The sequence below is a fragment of the Moorena sp. SIO3I6 genome (assembly GCF_010672095.1).
Genome location: NZ_JAAHHU010000365.1, coordinates 1 through 4,304, shown reverse-complemented (window position 1 = coordinate 4,304; position 4,304 = coordinate 1). Strand labels below are relative to the sequence as shown.

Annotated in this window: 2 protein-coding genes and 1 pseudogene; all 3 read right to left on the bottom strand. The window is 40.6% G+C overall.

The window, feature by feature from the left end:
* Positions 1-105: 105 nt before the first annotated feature.
* Entirely contained in the window at positions 106-2,412 is a 2,307-nt protein-coding gene (locus F6K49_RS53780) for a beta-ketoacyl synthase N-terminal-like domain-containing protein (RefSeq protein ID WP_366514268.1), read from the bottom strand.
* Between the two features lie 111 nt (positions 2,413-2,523).
* Positions 2,524-3,453, bottom strand: a complete 930-nt coding sequence (locus F6K49_RS53775; RefSeq protein ID WP_366514267.1) for an AMP-binding protein — start codon at positions 3,451-3,453, stop codon at positions 2,524-2,526.
* A gap of 248 nt (positions 3,454-3,701) precedes the next feature.
* Positions 3,702-4,259 (bottom strand): annotated as a pseudogene (locus F6K49_RS36125) (vitamin B12 dependent-methionine synthase activation domain-containing protein); the annotation flags it as partial.
* Positions 4,260-4,304 lie beyond the last annotated feature (45 nt).

Sequence of the window (4,304 nt, the reverse complement as noted above, 5' to 3'; positions counted from 1 at the left end):
TGATTTTGCGACCGCAGTCTTGGGAAATCCCTGTTAGTTTAATAATGGCTCTCACCACTCCTCTCCCAATCCTTGCCTAAATCCTAGTCTCTATCACTGTTTCGACTACTTTTGCCTAATGGATAGCTTATTAAGGAGGGGGAAGCCATGGGAGGCTTCGCTGTTGCCCCCCTTATTAAGGAGGGGGAAGCCATGGGAGGCTTCGCTTATGCCCCCCTTAGCAAGGGGGAAGCCATGGGAGGCTTCGCTGTTGCCCCCTTGATTAAGGGGGGTTAGGGGGGATCGCCTTTCAACTTGTTTCGGGGCTTCCTCTAGAACAACATGAGCATTGGTTCCACCCATACCAAAGGAACTGACTCCAGCACGGAGAGGGGTGACCTTTGGTTCCCATGGGGTGAGGGCTGTATTAACGTAAAACGGACTATTGGGGAAATCTATGTTGGGATTGGGTTCTTTAAAGTGCAAGCTTGGCGGAATGGCTTTATTGTGGAGTGCCAGCACTGTTTTAATTAGACCTGCTATCCCTGCGGTGACATCGAGATGCCCGATATTAGTTTTCACCGATCCAATCGCGCAAAAATTATTGTCCTGGCTGTTCGTACTTTGTCGAAACGCTTTTGTCAGTGCTGCAATCTCAATTGGATCTCCCAGGGGTGTCCCAGTTCCATGGGTTTCGACATAACTCACCGTCCTAGGATCTATGTTAGCCATAGCCAGTGCTTCGGAAATGGCTGCTATCTGTCCTTCTATGCTAGGAGCTGTGTAGCTAACTTTAACCGCCCCATCATTATTAATTGCTGACCCTTTGATCGTGGCATATACATGGTCTCCATCAGCGATCGCTTCCTCTAATCGCTTCAAGACAACTATGCCAACTCCACTACCAAATAAAGTTCCTTGACCTTCAGCATCAAAAGCACGACAGTGACCATCGGGAGACAACATCATGCCTTCTTGGTATAAATAACCAGTCTTTTGAGGAACGAAGATCGAAACCCCCCCAGCTAGTGCTAAGTCAGATTCACCACTGCGTAAACTCTGACAAGCTAAGTGAACCGCAACTAGTGAGGTGGAACAAGCAGTTTGAACATTAACACTAGGCCCTTTTAGGTTCAATTTGTAGGAGACCCGCATGGGTAAGTAATCTCCCCCATTGCCTAGGTCGGTATGCACATCTTTAGTCCCCCTAAATAGACAATGGGTAAGCAAAGGACTTGTCTGAGAAGAGCCTAAGCTATGAGATATATTGTTAATTAGGTAGGTACTGGGACTCGAACCCCCATAAACTCCCACCGAACCTGGATAATTTCCAGGATTATAACCAGCAATTTCCAGTGCTTCCCAAGCACATTCCAGGAAAAGCCGATGTTGGGGGTCCATTAGTTCAGCTTCTTTATCGCTGTAGCCGAAGAACTCAGCATCAAATAGGTCAATATCTGGCAAGATAGGACTAGCTTTCACATAATTGGGGTGTTCGATCCAGTTGGGATCTTCTAGCTCAATTTCGCGATCGCTAAAGAAGGAAATTGATTCGACTCCATCTCGTAAATTGTTCCAGAAAGCATCGGTATTGTTTGCCCCAGGAAACCGACAAGACATACCAACTATGGCTATATCAGAGCCATGCTGGATGGATTTATTTCTTTTTTCGTAGCGCTTAACCGCTGTTTTTCCTACCTGTTCTTGTTCCAAATATTGAGCCAGAGTAGCGATGGTTGGGTGTTCAAACAGTGTTGTTACAGGTAGATGTATTGCCAAGATTTTGCTCAGGTTTTTGTGAACCCTGATCAGCAGTAAAGAATTACCACCTAAATCGAAGAAATTATCATTAATTCCTACTTCTTCTAACTGAAGTACTTCTTGCCAAATCTGAGCAATACCTTTCTGTGTATCCGATTGGGATTTGACTAAAGGTACTGCCAATTCTGGGCGAGAATGGTCTATACTTGGGAGTTGGCGACGATCCAACTTACCCATCGGTGTCATGGGAATTTTATCGATTACCACAAACACCGATGGAATCATGTGAGCAAGTAAATGGTCTTGTAAATGATGACGTAACCTTAATTTTAGCTCCCTAATCTGCTGGGGTTCAGTGCTTTGTTTCTGAGGTACGAAATAGGCTATCAGTTTCTTTTCTGCTTCTTCTTTTCCTTGAATAATAACTACACAGCTTTTTATTTCCGGATGTTCTAATAAGGTGTTTTCAATCCCAGCTAAGGATACATTATATCCCCGCAGATTGACCATATAATTACAACGACCCCTAATTTCTAGTTTGCCGTTGGGTAAAATAGCTGCTAAATCTCCTGTTCTAAAAAAGCGATAACCGTTAATGTCAACAAAACTATCAGCAGTCAGCTTGGGTTTATTCAAATATTCTCGAAACATACAGGGACTACGGATATACATTTCCCCTTCGTTTCCTGGAGTAACTTGCTGCCCATTCTCATCTAATAAAATTATTTCATCCTCCTCAAAAGGAGTGCCGACAGCACAGAATCCTGATGGTAAATCTTCACTTTATCGCAGGTTATCAATAGCAACGGTAAAACATTCATTTATTCCATAATAATTAAGTAAGCGAGCAGATGGTAGTCTATCTATCAATTGATATTTTAGTTGTTGTGTTAGTGCTTCTCCGGTTACCCAAACAACTTCCAATCCTGATATTTTGGCAGTAATAGTTTCGATTTTAACTGTATTCAAAATACTTTGTATTAAGGAAGGAGATATGGTGATTTCATTTATTTTATTTTGAAATATGAAATCTAAAAATCGCTCATGATCGTAAATTATTTCATCAGGAACAATATATAGAGTTGCACCTTTCATCCAAGGTCTATATATTTCCCATGGAAATAATAAATAGGTTATAGGATATCCTGATTTACTGGGACTTACTTGCTCTCGCCTTAATTCCCCAGTAATAATCGCTTTATGGGTTAATATTATGCCTTTTGGTTCTCCTGTACTTCCCGATGAGTATATTATATTAGCGATATTTTCAGGAGCTATTGACGGTAGTTCTAAATCTAATGTGGCGGGTAATTTCCAATTAGTTTCCCTATCTATAAGTAATTTTTTTATATCAATTTTACTGCTTACTTTTTTTGTATATGTACTTTTGGTAATAATTAAACTAGGTTTAGCATCTGCTAGCATTTTGGCAAGCAAAGCATCAGGATACTTTAATTCTAGGGGCATAAATACTCCCCCAGCTTTCATAATAGCTAGACAAGCAATAATAAAGTCTTGGGATTTTTCCAGTAAAACTCCAACGGGTTGATTTGAAGTTACTCCTTGTTTTTGAAGGTAACCCGCTAAGTTATCTGTCAACCGATCTAATTTTTGATAGGTAATTGAATTTTTTCCATCTACAATCGCAATTTTATCTGGCGTTTTTTGTGCTTGTAATTTGAATAGTTTAGGTAAGCTTAGCAAATTTTGCATACACAAATTAAGTCTTTGTAAATTATCATTTTTGATGCTATAGCGGTTTTCACTTTAACTCAATACAAGATGAGTAAAATGGAAATCCCTGTGCGCCAGAATTTTATCACATGAATTGGTATTCCATTCAAATGAAAACCGCTATATATTATTTATTGTCGAAAATTTATCTACCAACTTTACGTCTACAGGTGAGACAAAAAAAGGTTGTAATTAACCCACCATCATCAACTTATTTATCTAATCAACTAAGTATTAAAGTATTTTGCTACAGGATGATGAGCAACGAATGCTGTGGTAGACTGTTCAGGAAGTAGATGCTCACTTTCATTCATGTACACATCAATGCGAGAGGTATCAAGTAAATCCATTTGTTTGAATTGATCTGCCATATTAGGACAAGCAGGATAACCGAAACTATAACGAGATCCTCGATAGCGTTGGCGCATTATATCGGTTATAGTATCAGGCTCTTCTGACCCAAATCCTAACTCCTTACGGATTCTAGCGTGCAACCAGTCCGCTATGGCGTCTGCCATCTGCATCGCCACACCATGATAATAGTGGTAGTCAAGATAATTATCCGCTTCAAATAGCTTCTGTGCATGGGTGGTTCCTATTTCACCTGCTGTTACAATTTGCATGGGGAAGACATCGATTTGACCTGATTCTTTAGTGGCATAGAAATCCGCAATACAAAGACGTTTTCCTCCCCGTTGACGGGGGAATTCAAAGGTTGTTAGCAGTTTGTCGTGATCTTCTGGATCGTAGACATACACTGTATTCCCTTCAGCGTTACAGGGGAAATCAGGGCTATTTCATTCTAAATATAAACAAGATCTGGTATAATA